The organism is Acidovorax sp. GBBC 1281, assembly GCF_028473645.1.
Lineage (GTDB): Bacteria > Pseudomonadota > Gammaproteobacteria > Burkholderiales > Burkholderiaceae_C > Paracidovorax.
Window position 1 is genome coordinate 748674 of sequence record NZ_CP097269.1, and the last position, 14221, is coordinate 762894.

Below are 14221 nucleotides of genomic sequence, written 5' to 3' on the forward strand. Positions count from 1 at the left end.
GGGCCCAGGCCCTGCACGAACGCGAGGTGGTAATGAGAGCATGCATCGACATCGGCGGCACGAAGATCGCCGTTGCCCTGGCGCCCGCGGGCACCGGCCTGGCCGAACTGGTGGCGCGCCGCACCGAGCCCACCGCCAAGACTGGCGCACCCGACGCCCTGGCCCGGCAGGCCCTGCGCATGGTGGACGAGGCCTGCGCCGAAGCGGGCATCACCCGCGCGCAATTGCAGGCCACGGGCGTTTCGGCCTGCGGCCCCTTCGCGCTGCGCGACGGCCAGGTGGAACTGGCCACCCCCAACATCTGCGGCGGCCTGGCCGGCCCAGGGCGCGACGCGCCGAACGACTGGATGCAGATCCCCCTGCAGGCGCCGCTGGCGGCCGCGCTGGGCACGGTCCATGCGCAGAACGACGCCGTCGCCGCGCTGCTGGCTGAGCGCCGCTGGGGCGCGCTGCAGGGCCTGGACCACTGCGCCTACGTGACCTGGAGCACCGGCGTGGGCGTGGGCCTGTGCGTGGACGGCCGGGTGCTGCGCGGCAAGAACGGCAACGCGGGCCATGCGGGCCACAGTTTTTCCAGCGACGGGCCGGGCGACGCCCTGTGCGGCTGCGGCAACGTGGGCGACGTGGAGTCGCTCGTGGCCGGCAGTTCGATGCCGCGCCGCTTCGGCCATGACGCCGAACAGCTGGTCGATGCGGCCAAGCGGGGCGATGCCGCCGCGCACGCCGCGGTCGCGGGCATGTGCCGCGTGCTCGGCCGCATGCTCTACAACCTGGTGGCCACGCTGGACCTGCAGCGCATCAGCCTCGGGGGCAGCGTGTTCCTGCACCACCAGGACTACCTGCTGCCGCCGCTGCAGGCCGAGGTGTCGGCGCACCTGCCGGCGCTCACGGCCGGGGTGCGGCTGGTGCCGGCCGGCCTGGGCCTGCAGGTGGGCGACTATGCGGCGCTGGCGGTGGCAAGCGGCTGAGATGGATCGGCCTTCAACCGCCTCGCTCCGTTGGATCGCCTGGTCGGGTTCCCGCACTGTCAGCGGCTTCCCTCCGGGTGGTCCGGCGGAAGGCCAAACCGCATGAACCGTTACATGGCGGCCCGGTCGGGGGGACGATAATCCGGCCCCATGCACATCCGCTTCACCAAGATGCAGGGCGCGGGCAACGATTTCGTCGTGATCGATGAAACCCAGGGCCGCCTCGGCCTCACCGCCGCGCAGTACCGCTTCCTGGGCGACCGCCACTTCGGCGTGGGCGCCGACCAGATCCTCACCGTCCGTCCCTCGCCCGCCGAGGGCATCGACTTCGAATACGTCATCCACAACGCCGACGGCGGCGAGGTGGAGCAGTGCGGCAACGGCGCGCGCTGCTTCGCCCGCTTCGTGCGCGACAAGGGCCTGACCACCCGCGACCGCATCCGCGTGCGCACCCGCGCTGGTGACATCGCCCCCGAACTCACCCCCGACGGCCGCGTGACGGTGGACATGGGCCGCCCTGTGCTCGATCCCGCGCGCGTGCCGTTCGACACCACGGGCCTCACCCCCATCATGCAGGGTTTGGGGCAAAAATGGCCTCTGGCGCATGATTCACTAGGGCGTGACGCTATTGTTTTTGTAGCAGTCGTTTCCATGGGCAATCCGCACGCGGTGCAACTCGTGGACGACGTGGACACCGCGCCCGTCGCGCAGACCGGCCCGCTCATCGAGCGCCACGCGCGCTTTCCGCAGCGTGTGAACGCGGGCTACCTCCAGGTCGTGGATCGCACCCGGGTGCGCCTGCGCGTGTACGAGCGCGGCGCCGGCGAGACGCTGGCCTGCGGCACGGGCGCCTGCGCCGCCGTGGTGGCGGGCATCCGCCTGGGGCTGCTTGATGCGCGCGTGGACGTGCAGACGCGTGGCGGCCTCCTCACCATCGCCTGGAACGGCGGCGACACGGACCCGGTCTTCATGACCGGTCCCGCCACCACCGTCTTCGAAGGCCAGATCGACATTCCCGACACACCATGACCATTCCCCACAGCACCCAGGTTCCCCCCATCACTGAAGACGACATCGCCGAGTTCCTGGCGCAGACGCCGGGCTTTTTCGAGCGCCACGCCGAGGTGCTGGCCAGCGTGCAGATCACCAGCCCCCACGGCCAGCGGGCCGTGAGCCTGCAGGAGCGCCAGGCCGAGATGCTGCGCGAGAAGATCAAGGGCCTGGAGCAGCGCATCATGGAAATGGTGCGCAACAGCAACGAGAACGCCGCCATCGCCCACAAGATCCACCGCTGGACGCGCGAGCTGGCCGAGGCCCGCAACCCCTCCAGCCTGCCGAACGTGGTGGAGGAGGGCATCCGCCGCCTGTTCGACGTGCCCCAGGCCGCGCTGCGCCTGTGGGACGTGGCCCCCACCTATGCCGGTGCGGCCTACGCCCAGGGCGCGAGCGAGGATGCACGGGCCTTCGCCTCGTCGCTGACCATGCCGTTCTGTGGGCCCAACCTGGGGTTCGAGCCCACGGCGTGGCTGCCCGATGCATCGCAGGTGCAGTCGCTGGCCCTGCTGCCGCTGCGCGAAGGCGCGATCGACAGCACCGAGCCGGCCTTCGGTCTGCTGGTGCTGGGCTCGGCCGATCCGCACCGCTTCGATGCCGCCATGGGCACGGATTTTCTCGCCCGCATGGCGGAGCTGGCGAGCGGCGCGCTCTCGCGCCTGCGCTGAGCGGCGGCGCTGGCCCCTTGCCCGCCGGCGCCTTCTGCCCTTCATTTCCCCTGCATCGCCGCCTGCCATGACCGAACCGGTGCCCACCGCCGATGCCGAGCCGGCACCGGCCTCCACCGCGCCCACCGATCCGGCGGTGCTGCGCTACCTGGAGCACGTGCGCGTGGAAAAGCGCCTGGCCGCCCGCACCCTGGCCCTGTACACGCTGGACCTGCAAAAGCTCGCCCGCTTCGCCGAAGGCGCGGGCGTGCCGCTGCTCGGGTTGACCACCGCGCACATCCGCCGCTTCGTCGCGCAGATGCACGGCGGCGGGCGCAGCGGGCGCGGCATCGCGCTCATCCTCTCGGGATGGCGCGGGTTCTTCACCTGGGCCGGGCAGCAGGGCGTGGTGCCGCACAACCCCGTGCAGGGCGTGCGGGCGCCGCGCGCGCCCAAGCCGCTGCCCAAGGCCCTGCCCGTGGACGACGCGGTGCGCCTGGCCGAGTTCGAGCACGCGGGCGGAGACCCCTGGCTGGAGGCGCGCGACGTCGCCATGGTGGAGCTGCTCTACGGCTGCGGACTGCGGGTGGGCGAGCTGGTGGGGCTGGATGCCGTGCCCGGCCCCGACACCCAGCGCCAGGGCCGCGGCTGGATCGACCTGGAGGCTGGCGAGGCCCACGTGTTCGGCAAGGGCTCCAAGCGCCGCAGCGTGCCGGTGGGCACGGCCGCGCTGGCTGCGCTGCAGGCCTGGCTGGCGCAGCGCCCGCAGCCCTTCGGCGGCGCTGCGTCGGCGCGGCTGGATGCGGCGCTGTTCGTGGGCCAGCGCGGCCAGCGGCTCACGGCGCAGTCGATCTGGCTGCGCCTGCGCCAGCGCAGCCAGCAGGCGGGGCTGACCACGCCCGTGCACCCGCACATGCTGCGCCACTCGTTCGCCAGCCACCTGTTGCAGTCGAGCGGCGACCTGCGCGCGGTGCAGGAGCTGCTCGGGCACGCCAACATCACCACCACGCAGGTCTATACGCGGCTCGATTTCCAGCACCTGGCCAAGGTGTACGACGCGGCCCATCCACGGGCCCGCAAGAAATCCGGCGACTGAGGGGCCGGCCGCTGGCGCCGGGCCTGGAGGCCGGCGGCCGGCCGCCGGGCGGGATCAGCCGCGCACCAGGCGCCGCGGGATGCGCGGGGCCGCCAGGACGGGGTGCTGGGGCAGCTTGAAGGCCGCCACCGAGGCCAGCAGTTCGCGGGCCCGGCTGCTCAGGGCAGCGGCGGCCGCGGCCATTTCCTCGACCATGGCGGCGTTGTGCTGGGTGGTCTGGTCCATCTGCGTCACGGCGCCGTTGATCTGGTCCACGCCCTCGCTCTGCTCGCGGCTGGCGGCGGTGATCTCGCCGACCAGCCCGGTCAGGCCGCCGATGCTGCTCACCACGCTGCCCATGGTCTGGCCCGCGCGGTCCACCAGGGCCGTGCCCGCGTTCACGCGGTCCACGCTGGCGGTGATGAGGCCCTTGATTTCGCCGGCCGCCTGCGCCGCGCGCTGCGCCAGGTTCCGCACCTCGCCCGCCACCACGGCGAAACCCCGGCCCTGGTTGCCGGCGCGGGCCGCTTCCACGGCGGCGTTCAGCGCCAGGATGTTGGTCTGGAAGGCGATGGAATCGATCACACCGATGATGTCCGCGATCTGGCGGCTGCTGTCGTTGATGCCGCGCATGGTCTGGATCACGTCCGACACCACCGCGCCGCCCTCGCGGGCCACGGCGGACGCGGTCTGCGCCAGCTGGTCGGCCTGCCGCGCGCTGTCGGCGTTGTGGCGCACCGTGGCGCTCAGCTGCTCCATGGACGCCGCCGTCTGCTGCAGCGCGCCGGCCTGGCCCTCGGTGCGCGCCGACAGGTCGCCGTTGCCCTGGGCGATCTGCGCCGCAGCGGCCGAGACGCTCTCGGCGCCCTCGTGGATGGCGGTCACCACCGTGGCCAGGTGGTCGCGCATGTGGCGCAGCTGCGCCATCAGGCTGGTGTCGTCGCCGGGGGCGAGGGCGATGGCCACGGTGAGGTCGCCCTGGGCCACGCTGCGCGCCAGGGCGGCGGCGGTGGCGGGCTCGGCGCCCAGTTCGCGCAGGATGCTGCGCGCCACGAGGTAGCCGAAGCCGAGCGCGGCCAGCACGCCCGCCGCCACGGCCACCACGATCCCCAGGCGGGTGTCGGCAAAGGCCACCTCGGCGGCTTCGTAGTCGGCCTGCGCCGTGTCCAGCTGCACCTGCGTGAGGGACGACAGCACCGTCTGCAGCGGGTCGAGCGCCGGGTACATCTCGCGGGCGGCGAAGGCGGTCAGCCCCGGGATGTCGCCGGCGTGCAGCAGGCCTTCGAGCCGCGCCACCGCCGCATCGGCGGCCAGTTGCAGCGGGCGAAATTGCGCGACCAGCCGGCGCTCTTCGCCGATCAGCGGGGCGGACAGGTAGGCCGACCACTGGGCGTCGATGTCCTTGCGTGCGCTGGCGATCGAGTCGAGGCCCTGGCGGGGCGTCATGGCGCCGTCGCGCACCTTGTGCGCCGTGTCCACGACGTTCACGGCATAGGCGTCCGCCACGATCTTGATCTGCTTGAGCGGCACGACACGGTCGTGATAGACCGACACGAGTGCGGCATTGGAGCCCGCCATGCCCAGCAGGCCGGCGGTGCCGACGCCGGCGGCGAGCAGGCACAGGAGGGCCAGGAGCAGGGCCAGGCGGGTGGCGACTTTCAAAGGACCGAAGTGCAGCATGTGGTGTTTTCTCCCTGAAATTGTTGGAATGCTTGGTGCTTGGATGTGCGTCTCCTGCCAGGGGGCTGGAGATGGGGTGGATGGTAGGAATCTGTGAGCGGATGTTTCTCAACAATGCTCAAATGTTGCTTTGCGTCCTCCCTGCCTGGCCGCGCGCCACCGGGCCCGCGCCATGGCTTTCGCCGGGGCGGCGCACGGGCATCGCACAATCGCGGGCATGAAAACCCTACGCCTTCGACCCGGCAAAGAGCGCTCCCTGCTGCGCCGCCACCCCTGGATCTTCGAATCGGCCATCGCCAAGGGCGGCGGCGACAGCGGCGAGACCGTGCGCGTGGAATCGCACGAAGGCCAGTTCCTCGCCTGGGCCGCGTTCAGCCCGACCTCGCGCATCCGCGCACGCGTGTGGAGCTTCGACGAAGCCCAGCGCATCGACGCTTCTTTTTTCATAGCAGCATGCCGGCGGTCCATATGCGCCAGAGGCCGATTCGGCATTGAAAGCGATGGTGTGCGCTTGGTGCACGGCGAGTCCGACGGGCTGCCCGGCCTGATCGTGGACCGCTATGGCGACACCCTGGTGGCGCAGTTCACCAGCGCCGGCACCGAGCGCTGGAAGGCCGTGATCGCCGACGCGCTGCTGCAGGAAACCGGGCTGGCGCGCCTCTATGAACGCTCCGACGCCAGCGTACGCGGGCTGGAAGGGCTGGAGCCGGCCACCGGCTGGCTGCGCGGTGAGGGCGAGACGGGCCTGTCGATCCGCGAACACGGCTGGCGCCTGACGCTGGACATCGCCGAAGGCCACAAGACCGGCTTCTATCTGGACCAGCGCGACAGCCGCAAGCGCTTCGCCGACGCCACGCAGCGCCTGGGCTTTCAGCGCGTGCTCAACTGCTATTGCTACACGGGCGGGTTCACCGTCGCGGCGCTCTCGGGCGGGGCGGGGCACGTGACCTCGATCGATTCGTCCGGCCCGGCGCTGGAGCGCGCCCGGGCGCACGTTGCCCTGAACGGCTTCGAGGTCGGCCGCGCGGATTTCCTCGATGCCGACGTGAACGCCTCGCTGCGGCAGTTCCTCAAGGAAGGGCGCACCTTCGACGCCATCGTGCTGGACCCGCCGAAGTTCGCGCCCACCGCCGCGCACGCCGACCGGGCCGCGCGCGCCTACAAAGACATCAACCGCCTGGCGCTGCAGCTGCTGGAGCCGGGCGGCATGCTGTACACCTTCTCGTGTTCGGGCGGCATCAGCGCCGATCTGTTCCACAAGATCGTCGCCTCGGCCGGAGCCGACGCGGGGGTGGACGGCTTCATCCTGGAGCGCCTGGGCGGCGCGCCCGACCACCCCATGACGCTGGAGTTTCCCGAGGGCGAGTACCTCAAGGGCCTGGCGGTGATGCGCAAATAACCGGCCGCGCTCAGCCGACCGCGCCGAACACTTCGACGCGCCCGCGGCCGTTGTGCTTGGCCCGGTAGCAGGCCACGTCGGCATCGTGCAGCACCACGTCGGGGCTGTCGCTGTGGCTGGAGAAGACGCGCACCCCCACGCTGGCGCCCACGCGGAAGCGGGCGCCTTCGGCGGCGAAGTCCTGCTGGTGGATGGCCTGGACGATCTTCGCCCCCACGGCCTGCGCCTGCTGCGTCTCGCAGGCCTGCAGCACCACGACGAACTCGTCGCCGCCGATGCGCACCAGCGTGTCGGCCATGCGCACCGACTGGCGCAGCAGCACCGCCACCTGGCACAGCAGCACCGCCACCTGGCACAGCACCTGGTCGCCCGCGCCGTGGCCCGCCGCGTCGTTCACGGCCTTGAAGCCGTCCAGGTCGATGTACAGCAGGGCATGCGGCCCGGGCTGGCCGGACAGCGTCTGCACGATGGAATGCAGCCCGCGCCGGTTCTGCAGGCCTGTGAGCGCATCGTGCAGGCTTTCCTCGCGCAACTGGTCCGTCAGCGCGCGCAGTTCGTCCTGGCGCCGCTTGTCGGTGCTGATGTCGGTGTGGAAGGCGCAGGTCTGCCCGTCGGCCATGCGGTTCATGGCCACCCGCACCCAGCGGCCGCCGGGCAGCGGCACCTCGAACGGCACCCCGGCGAAGTTCAGGCTGTCGTGCAGGGCGGCGACGATGTCTTCGGCGCGCGCTGCGTATTCGTCCGGGGCGCAGGCCGACGCCCAATGCTGGCGCACCACCTCGGCGTAGCTGCGCCCGAGCGCCGCCACCTTCGAGGGCAGGCCGTACATGGCAAGAAAGTGGTCGCTCGCAAACACGATGCGACCGTCGCCGCTTTGCACCGAGGCGCCGTCGCCCGCGTGTTCGAGCATCTGCAGCGCATCGCCGGCCGGCCGTTCGTCGGGGGGCGGTGCGGGCGCCTGGGTGGGCATGGGAAGGTTGGCCTCGGCCACCTCCAGCCAGATGCGCACGCGGTGCCCATCGCCCATGGAGGTCGCCGCCACCCGCAGCCAGCGGCCCCGGTGCTGGAAGACGTAGGGGCGCGTCTGCTGCACGTGCCGCGCGATGCCGTCGGCCACATGGCGCTCCAGGTAGCGCAGGTCGTCCGGGGCCAGGCGCTGGCGATAGAAGCGGCGCAGGTTGTCCGCGTACGGCTCGCCGGCGTGGACGTGGCCGTCGTGCTCTGGAAAGAAGCGCAGGAAGCTCTGGTTCCACAGCACGGTGCGGTGCTGGTCGTCGAAGACGCACAGGGCGATGCCCAGGGAGTCGAGCAGCGTGGCGGTCAGGCGGTAGTCCATGGCCAAAACGTATCAAAAAGCTTCTTCGATAGTCAATGTATAGCAGGCCGATGACGGTGTTGCGCTCGATGGGGGTGCTTGACAGCGCCGCTACACTGGATGATGGTCCTGCAGCCGCCTTCGCGGCCGCGCTGCAGAGGCCGGCGCGCCGTGCTTTTTCTTTCTTTCCGCGTTGCGGCACCCGCTGTTTCACCCAAGGCTTTTCTCCATGTCCCTCATTCCCGCCACCATCCTGACCGGCTTCCTGGGCTCGGGCAAGACCACGCTGCTCAAGCGCCTGCTGTCCGAGGCCCACGGCCAGAAGATCGCCGTGATCGAAAACGAATTCGGCGAAGAGAACATCGACAACGACATCCTGGTCACCGAGTCCAAGGAGCAGATCGTGCAGATGAGCAATGGCTGCATCTGCTGCACCATCCGCGAGGACCTGCGCGAGACGCTGCAGCAGCTGGCCGCCAAGAAGCGCAAGGGCCTGCTCGACTTCGACCGCATCGTGATCGAGACCACGGGCCTGGCCGACCCCGGCCCCGTGGCGCAGACCTTCTTCATGGACGAGGAGATCGCCGAGACCTACCTCATCGACTCCATCATCACCCTGGTGGACGCCAAGCACGCCCCCCAGCAGCTCAACGACCGCCAGGAAGCGCGCCGCCAGGTGGGCTTCGCCGACCAGATCTTCCTGTCCAAGACCGACCTCGTGGGCAAGGAAGAGGCCGACGCCCTGATCCACCGCCTCAAGCACATGAATCCCCGCGCGCCGATCAAGGCCGTGCATTTCGGCGAGGTGCCGCTGGCCGAGGTGCTGGACCTGCGAGGCTTCAACCTGAACGCCAAGCTCGACATCGACCCGGATTTCCTCAAGGAAGACGACCACGGGCATGACCACGACCATGGACATGACCACCACGATCACGACCACGCGCATGGCGAGCATTGCGACCACCCCTCGCACCAGCACGGCCAGGGACACGGCCACCACCATCACCACGACGATGACGTCAAGAGCTTCGTCTACCGCGCCGAGCGCCCGTTCGATCCCGCCAAGCTGGAAGACTTCCTGGGCGCCATCGTCAACATCTACGGCCCGCGCATGCTGCGCTACAAGGGTGTGCTGAACATGAAGGGCACCGAGCGCAAGGTGATCTTCCAGGGCGTGCACCAACTCATGGGCAGCGATCTGGGCCCGCAGTGGGCCGAGGGCGAGCAGCGCCTGAGCAAGATGGTCTTCATCGGCATCGACCTGCCCAAGGACATCTTTCTCCAGGGCCTGGAACAGTGCCTGGCCGAGTAGGACGGGACCCCGTTTGGGGCTTGCCGCGCCGGCTTGTGTGATATCTGCCACTTTCCAGTTCGCGCCGGGCCCGGATCGATACAATCGCGCCCCGGTAAAACGCCGGAAGGCCTGCTACTGCCCCTGGAGCCGCGTCGCGTGCTCAGGGCCCGCCCCTACTGCGAGGAGACAGGAAGTGAAAGCCGAACCCAGCAAACCCGAGGCGGATGCCAAGGCACCCTCCAGCGGCACCGTCCGCGCGGCCGCCAAGGCGCCCGCCAAGTCCAAAGCCGCCGTGCCGGTGCCTGCCTCCGCGGGGCCTTCGAGCGAACCCGCGCGCAGTCCCCGGCCTTCTTCCCGTTTGGCCCAATTGACCGTACCATCCATGGCACCCGCGGTGGCCTCCACCGCCGCCAAAGCCAGCTATACACACACCATGCCTACGACCCTGCAACCGCAAAATTCCGTCGCGGCCGCCAAGAAAGATCCCAAGCTGGCCGGCAACTGGAAAACCAAGTCCGCCGAAGAGCTGAGCGACGCCGAAGTGCTCGCCATGCCCGACAGCGAGTACATGAACGAAAAGCAGCTGGCGTTCTTCCGCCACAAGCTGGTGCAGCTCAAGCAGGACATGCACAACAACGCCGGTGAAACCACCGAGCACCTGCGCGAAGACACCGTGGTCGTGCCCGACCCCGCCGACCGCGCCACCATCGAAGAAGAGCACGCCCTCGAACTGCGCACGCGCGACCGCGAACGCAAGCTGCTCAAGAAGATTGAGCAATCCATCGGCCGCATCGATGCGGGCGACTACGGCTACTGCGACGAGACGGGCGAGCCCATCGGCGTCGGCCGGCTGCTGGCGCGCCCCACGGCCACGCTGTCGCTGGAAGCGCAGCAGCGCCGCGAACTCAAGCAAAAGATGTTCGGGGACTGACCGGCCGATCCTGCCCTCCCTTTTTTGCGCGGCGAGCGACCTGACCCACCATCCATGAGCAAGGAAGAGTCTTCCCCCGGCCTGTTGTCCAAGATGGTTCGGTTCGTCCGCAACCCCACGGTCAATTGGACCGATCTCGATTCCATCGATGCCGACCGCGAAAGCCAGTACAGCAAGCAGATGCTCAAGGAGATGATCGAGCGCAAGCGCCGCAACGATTTCGTGCGGCGCCGGGAGTTCGACCAGTTGCGCAAGCTGCGCAAGCGCGAGGCCCTGCAGGGCCAGCGCACCGAAGACCCGACCGCGCGGCCTTCGTTCTTCCAGAGCAGCATGGCGTCGCCCGACGACCGGGCCGTCACGCTCAAGAAGATCGACGAGATCGAAGCGCAGATGTCCCAGCAGTGGTGGAAGAGCAAGAACACCCCCACGCCCAGCGAACTGGGTGACTCCGCCGCCACCGCCACCGATTCCACCATCGCCGCGGCCCACGACCGGGCCTTCGCCCCCACGGCGCCCGCCAGCCTGCCTGGCGTGCTGTCGGCGCCGACCGCCGTGCAGCCGCTGTTTTCGGGCGAGAGCCTGCTGCCCTCTGGCGCGCCCGAGGGGGCCGGCGCAGCGCCATCGCCTTCGCAGGCGGTGCCGGCAGCCGCTGCTGCATACGCCCCGCCACCGGCCCCCGAGGTGGCCCCCGCAGAACCGGAGGAATTCGTGCACGAACCCGACCTCGAGGAAGCCGCCATCCGCTTTGCCAATGGCGACCATGCCGGCGCGGAGTCCGGCCTGCTCGAAGTGCTGGCCCAGCACGAGCAGGACGATCCCCAGCAGCAGCTGGAGATCTGGATGACGCTGTTCGACCTGTACCGCGCCATCGGGGAGCACGAGCGCTTCGATGCGCTGGCGATCGACTACGCGGCCCGGTTCAGCCGCTCGGCGCCGCTGTGGTTTTCCATGCCCGAGCTGCTGGGCCTGCAGGCGCAGCCCGCGCCGGCCGTCACGGGCTTCGCGCAGCGCGAATTCAGCTGGAACTCGCCGACCACGCTGGCCGCGCAATCGGTGGTGGCGCTGCAGGCGTCGCTCGCCCGCGCCGCCCCGCCCTGGACGCTGACCTGGTCGCGCCTGGCCGCCATCGACGAGGCGGCCGTGCCGCTGCTGGCCAACCTGTTCACGCAGTGGGCGGAGCAGGAGGTGCAGTTGACGTTCTTCGGCGTGGAGGCGCTCAACACGGTGTTGGAAGCCCGCACCCAGTCCGGCGACCGGGATACGTCCCCCGAGTGGTGGCGCCTGCGCATGGCGGCGCTGCGCCTCATGGGCCGACCCGACGAGTTCGAACTCGTGGCACTCGACTACTGCGTGACCTACGAGGTCTCGCCGCCATCGTGGATCTCGCCGCGGTGCAGTTATTCCAGCGACGACAGCGGGGCCCCGGTGCCCGAAGATGCCAAGTCCTCCGATTTGCATGCCTCGGGCTACGGCGATCCCTCGTCCATGCCGGCGGGCCTGGAGAGCGCCGAGCCTTCGGCCTCGCTGTCCGGCCATATCGAGGGCGACGCGGTGCCGCTGCTGGCGCCGTTCGAGGAGCAGGTGAAGCCCGGCGCGCCGCTGATCATCGCGTGCGACCGCCTGGTGCGCGTGGACTTCGCGGCGGCCGGCTCGGTGCTCAACTGGGCGGCCGAGCAGCAGGCCCACGGCCATGCGGTCCACTTCGTCAACCTGCAGCGGCTGGTGGCGGTGTTCTTCAACGTGATCGGCGTGAACGAACACGCCTGGGTCGTTCCGCGCAAGAACTGACCCTCGGGCGCAGGGCGCCGGCAGGACGCGCTGGCCGCTCTCCATGCCCCGTGCAGCGCCGTGCGCGGGGGCCGTTGCAAACCGTGCAGGCATCCCCACATGCCAACGCTATGGAACAGTTTCACGGCACCACCATCCTCAGCGTCCGCCGCCAGACGGCGGACGGCATCCAGGTCGCCATCGGCGGCGACGGCCAGGTCACCCTGGGCAACATCGTGGTCAAGGGCACCGCGCGCAAGGTGCGCAAGCTCTACCACGGCAAGGTCCTGGCGGGCTTCGCCGGGGCCACGGCCGATGCGTTCACGCTCTTCGAACGGTTCGAGGCCAAGCTGGAAAAGCACCAGGGCCACCTGACGCGCGCGGCCATCGAACTCACCAAGGACTGGCGCACCGACCGCGTGCTGCGCCGCCTGGAGGCCATGCTGGCCGTGGCCGACACCAGCGCCTCGCTCATCATCACCGGCAACGGCGACGTGCTGGAGCCCGAGCAGGGCATCGTGGCCATCGGATCGGGCGGCGCCTATGCGCACTCGGCGGCCAAGGCGCTGCTGAACCACACCGAGCTCAGCGCGCAGGAAGTGGTCAAGAAGTCGTTGGAGATCGCCGGCGAACTGTGCATCTACACCAACATGAACCACACCATCGAGACGCTCTGAGCGCCCCGGCGGTTACTATTATTTTGATAGCTGTCTGCCATAGAAGAATATGCGCTGACGGCTCATTTGATTGCAGGTCCCCATGTCGTCCATGACCCCCCAGGAAATCGTCTCCGAACTCGACCACCACATCGTCGGCCAGGCCAGCGCCAAGCGCGCCGTCGCCATCGCGCTGCGCAACCGCTGGCGCCGCCAGCAGGTGGAAGGCAGCCTGCGCCACGAGATCACCCCCAAGAACATCCTCATGATCGGCCCCACCGGCGTGGGCAAGACCGAGATCGCGCGCCGCCTGGCCCGGCTGGCCGATGCGCCCTTCATCAAGGTCGAGGCCACCAAGTTCACCGAGGTGGGCTACGTGGGCAAGGACGTGGACTCCATCGTCCGCGACCTGGTCGAGATGGCCGTCAAGCAGGCGCGCGAGAACGACATGAAGAAGGGCCGGGCCCGCGCCGAAGACGCGGCCGAGGACCGCATCCTCGACGTGCTGGTGCCGCCTGCGCGGAACACCGCGCAGGATGCGGCCGCGCCCGCCGACAACACCGCCCGCCAGGTCTTTCGCAAGAAGCTGCGCGAGGGCCAGCTGGACGACAAGGAAATCGAGATCGACGTGGCCGACGCCCGCCCGCAACTGGAGATCATGGGCCCGCAGGGCATGGAAGAGATGGCCGAGCAGCTGCGCGGCATGTTCAGCCAGATGGGCCAGGAAAAGCGCCGCACGCGCAAGCTCAAGATCGCCGAGGCGCTCAAGCTGCTCACCGACGAGGAGGCCGCCAAGCTCGTGAACGAGGACGAGGTGAAGACCCGCGCCGTGCAGAACGCCGAGCAGAACGGCATCGTCTTCATCGACGAGATCGACAAGGTGGCCACCCGGCAGGAATCGAGCGGCTCGGACATTTCGCGCCAGGGCGTGCAGCGCGACCTGCTGCCGCTGGTGGAGGGCACCACCGTGTCCACCAAGTACGGCATGGTCAAGACGGACCACATCCTGTTCATCGCCTCAGGCGCGTTCCACCTGAGCAAGCCGAGCGACCTGATCCCCGAGCTGCAGGGGCGTTTTCCGATCCGCGTCGAACTCGAATCGCTGTCCGTGCAGGATTTCGAAGCCATCCTCACGCAGACGCATGCCTCGCTGGTCAAGCAGTACCAGGCCCTGCTGGCCACCGAAGGCGTTACGCTCGAATTCGCGCCCGAGGGCATCACGCGCCTGGCGCACATCGCCTTCGAGGTGAACGAGCGCACCGAGAACATCGGCGCGCGCCGGCTGTCCACGGTGATGGAGCGGCTGCTCGACGAAGTGAGCTTCGATGCCGCCCGTTTGTCCGGCCAGACGGTGGTGGTGGATGCCGCGTACGTGAACGCGCGGCTCGAGTCCTTGAGCCAGGACGAGGATTTGTCGCGCTATATCTTGTAAAAGA

At 69.5% G+C, this 14221-nt stretch carries 12 protein-coding genes; 10 read left to right on the forward strand and 2 right to left on the reverse strand.

Annotation, left to right across the window (positions count from 1 at the left end; genetic code table 11):
* Positions 1-32: 32 nt before the first annotated feature.
* From M5C96_RS03440 to M5C96_RS03455, 4 genes are all read left to right on the forward strand, one after another.
* Entirely contained in the window at positions 33-968 is a 936-nt protein-coding gene (locus tag M5C96_RS03440) for an ROK family protein (protein WP_272567180.1), read from the forward strand.
* Between the two features lie 150 nt (positions 969-1118).
* Positions 1119-1997 carry a diaminopimelate epimerase gene (dapF, locus tag M5C96_RS03445; RefSeq protein WP_272567181.1) on the forward strand — a complete coding sequence of 293 codons (879 nt, stop codon included), beginning with the start codon at positions 1119-1121 and terminating at the stop codon, positions 1995-1997.
* Positions 1994-2689, forward strand: a complete 696-nt coding sequence (locus tag M5C96_RS03450) for a DUF484 family protein (protein ID WP_272567184.1) — start codon at positions 1994-1996, stop codon at positions 2687-2689. Before dapF ends, M5C96_RS03450 begins: the two co-directional genes overlap by 4 nt.
* Positions 2690-2756: 67 nt before the next feature.
* The gene (locus M5C96_RS03455) at positions 2757-3764 is read left to right on the forward strand and encodes a tyrosine recombinase XerC (RefSeq protein ID WP_272567186.1); all 1008 of its coding nucleotides are present in this window, start codon (positions 2757-2759) and stop codon (positions 3762-3764) included.
* 54 nt (positions 3765-3818) lie between these two features.
* Here the strand turns inward: M5C96_RS03455 and M5C96_RS03460 are convergent, their stop codons facing one another.
* The gene (locus M5C96_RS03460) at positions 3819-5423 is read right to left on the reverse strand and encodes a methyl-accepting chemotaxis protein (RefSeq protein WP_272567188.1); all 1605 of its coding nucleotides are present in this window, start codon (positions 5421-5423) and stop codon (positions 3819-3821) included.
* Positions 5424-5640: 217 nt separating this feature from the next.
* On the opposite strand from M5C96_RS03460, the gene M5C96_RS03465 reads away from it, so the two are divergent.
* On the forward strand, positions 5641-6822 hold the full coding sequence (locus M5C96_RS03465) for a class I SAM-dependent rRNA methyltransferase (RefSeq protein ID WP_272567189.1): 1182 nt from the start codon (positions 5641-5643) through the stop codon (positions 6820-6822).
* 10 nt (positions 6823-6832) lie between these two features.
* On the opposite strand, the gene M5C96_RS03470 is transcribed toward M5C96_RS03465, so the two are convergent.
* Positions 6833-8158 (reverse strand): sensor domain-containing diguanylate cyclase, encoded by a 1326-nt coding sequence (locus tag M5C96_RS03470; RefSeq protein WP_272567192.1) that lies wholly within the window; start codon positions 8156-8158, stop codon positions 6833-6835.
* Positions 8159-8366: 208 nt separating this feature from the next.
* On the opposite strand from M5C96_RS03470, the gene M5C96_RS03475 reads away from it, so the two are divergent.
* The 5 genes from M5C96_RS03475 (at position 8367) to hslU (ending at position 14217) form a co-directional block, all read left to right on the forward strand.
* Positions 8367-9449, forward strand: coding sequence for a CobW family GTP-binding protein (locus tag M5C96_RS03475; protein ID WP_272567194.1), 1083 nt, complete (start codon positions 8367-8369; stop codon positions 9447-9449).
* A 175-nt stretch (positions 9450-9624) separates the two neighbouring features.
* Positions 9625-10362 (forward strand): RNA polymerase-binding protein DksA, encoded by a 738-nt coding sequence (dksA, locus tag M5C96_RS03480; RefSeq protein WP_272567197.1) that lies wholly within the window; start codon positions 9625-9627, stop codon positions 10360-10362.
* Between the two features lie 54 nt (positions 10363-10416).
* On the forward strand, positions 10417-12150 hold the full coding sequence (locus M5C96_RS03485; protein WP_272567198.1) for an STAS domain-containing protein: 1734 nt from the start codon (positions 10417-10419) through the stop codon (positions 12148-12150).
* Between the two features lie 110 nt (positions 12151-12260).
* Positions 12261-12806, forward strand: a complete 546-nt coding sequence (hslV, locus tag M5C96_RS03490; protein ID WP_272567200.1) for an ATP-dependent protease subunit HslV — start codon at positions 12261-12263, stop codon at positions 12804-12806.
* 82 nt (positions 12807-12888) lie between these two features.
* Positions 12889-14217, forward strand: a complete 1329-nt coding sequence (gene hslU / locus M5C96_RS03495) for an ATP-dependent protease ATPase subunit HslU (RefSeq protein ID WP_272567201.1) — start codon at positions 12889-12891, stop codon at positions 14215-14217.
* Positions 14218-14221 lie beyond the last annotated feature (4 nt).

What these genes read in the sequence shown, in the direction of transcription:
- M5C96_RS03455 (WP_272567186.1), top strand. Translation starts at nt 2,757, where the DNA reads ATGACCGAACCGGTGCCCACCGCCGATGCCGAGCCGGCACCGGCCTCC.
- hslU (WP_272567201.1), top strand. Translation starts at nt 12,889, where the DNA reads ATGTCGTCCATGACCCCCCAGGAAATCGTCTCCGAACTCGACCACCAC.
- M5C96_RS03485 (WP_272567198.1), top strand. Translation starts at nt 10,417, where the DNA reads ATGAGCAAGGAAGAGTCTTCCCCCGGCCTGTTGTCCAAGATGGTTCGG.
- hslV (WP_272567200.1), top strand. Translation starts at nt 12,261, where the DNA reads ATGGAACAGTTTCACGGCACCACCATCCTCAGCGTCCGCCGCCAGACG.
- M5C96_RS03475 (WP_272567194.1), top strand. Translation starts at nt 8,367, where the DNA reads ATGTCCCTCATTCCCGCCACCATCCTGACCGGCTTCCTGGGCTCGGGC.
- dapF (WP_272567181.1), top strand. Translation starts at nt 1,119, where the DNA reads ATGCACATCCGCTTCACCAAGATGCAGGGCGCGGGCAACGATTTCGTC.
- M5C96_RS03460 (WP_272567188.1), bottom strand. Translation starts at nt 5,423, where the DNA reads ATGCTGCACTTCGGTCCTTTGAAAGTCGCCACCCGCCTGGCCCTGCTC.
- M5C96_RS03440 (WP_272567180.1), top strand. Translation starts at nt 33, where the DNA reads ATGAGAGCATGCATCGACATCGGCGGCACGAAGATCGCCGTTGCCCTG.
- M5C96_RS03470 (WP_272567192.1), bottom strand. Translation starts at nt 8,158, where the DNA reads ATGGACTACCGCCTGACCGCCACGCTGCTCGACTCCCTGGGCATCGCC.
- M5C96_RS03450 (WP_272567184.1), top strand. Translation starts at nt 1,994, where the DNA reads ATGACCATTCCCCACAGCACCCAGGTTCCCCCCATCACTGAAGACGAC.
- M5C96_RS03465 (WP_272567189.1), top strand. Translation starts at nt 5,641, where the DNA reads ATGAAAACCCTACGCCTTCGACCCGGCAAAGAGCGCTCCCTGCTGCGC.